Genomic DNA, 875 nt, shown 5'->3' with positions numbered 1-875 from the left:
GTACCCGACCCGCGCGCCACCACCGGCGCCCCGAACTCCCGGCACACCGTCAGCGCCGCCCGCACGTCGTCCCGGTCGGCGGGCTTCACCACCCCGCGCGGGACGTGCCGGTAGTTGGACGCGTCCTGGCCGTACACGGCCCGCTCGGCGGTGTCGAAGCGGACCTCGCCGCGAACGGCGGCGGCGAGGGCGCGGGCGAGATCGGATGCCATGGCCCGATCATCCCAGCGGTCGGGCGCCCGGGGGCGCGGGGCGCACGGGTCAGGACTGCTGGATCGGGCCGATCAGCCAGTTGCCCGGCGCGTTCACGTCGGAGCTCAGGTAGAACTCGGTGATGGCGGTGCGGAATTCGTCGTTGCTGATCATCCCGTGCCGTCCCGGTCGAGCCGCCGGAACGCGTCCTCCGAGTGCACCGGCGGGATGCCGAGCGCGTCGTACATGCGCACGTACTCGTCCTTGCTGAGCACGCCGTCGCGGTTGGTGTCGAGCGCGCGCATCAGCGCGTCGGCGATGGCCAGCACCGCCTTCTCGAAGTGCTCCGGGGCGGTGACGTTGGCGGCCATCACGTCGAGGAACTCCTGGCGGTCGATCCGGCCGTCCCCGTTGGCGTCCCCGTGCTCCAGGAGCACCCGCCACCACTCCTCGAACGCCTCGCGCATCGCCGTGGTGTTCTCCCGGTCGTCCTCGGCGGCGAGCGCGGCGAAGAGCTCGCCCATCGCCCGGAAGTCGTCGTGCGTGAGCACGCCGTCGCCGCCCTGGTCGAACCAGTCGAAGAGCATGGTGAACTTCTGGTTCTTCACCTTGACCGGCATTCCCGCAGCCTCTCGCTCGCCCGACGACGGGACATGACGCCCCGTCAAGACCTGCGAGGCACG

Annotated in this window: 2 protein-coding genes; both read right to left on the bottom strand. The window is 71.4% G+C overall.

The window, feature by feature from the left end:
- Positions 1-212 (bottom strand): FAD-binding protein (locus KCH_RS43705; protein ID WP_035858203.1); only part of this gene is annotated, 212 nt, incomplete at its 3' end.
- 150 nt (positions 213-362) lie between these two features.
- Positions 363-812 (bottom strand): EF-hand domain-containing protein, encoded by a 450-nt coding sequence (locus KCH_RS01165; RefSeq protein WP_244305072.1) that lies wholly within the window; start codon positions 810-812, stop codon positions 363-365.
- Between the last annotated feature and the right edge of the window lie 63 nt (positions 813-875).

The sequence above is a fragment of the Kitasatospora cheerisanensis KCTC 2395 genome (assembly GCF_000696185.1).
GTDB classification, from domain to species: Bacteria; Actinomycetota; Actinomycetes; order Streptomycetales; family Streptomycetaceae; genus Kitasatospora; species Kitasatospora cheerisanensis.
The sequence above is the reverse complement of the archived record's forward strand: the minus strand, read 5'-3'. Positions and strand labels throughout refer to the sequence as shown.

What these genes read in the sequence shown, in the direction of transcription:
- KCH_RS01165 (WP_244305072.1), bottom strand. Translation starts at nt 812, where the DNA reads ATGCCGGTCAAGGTGAAGAACCAGAAGTTCACCATGCTCTTCGACTGG.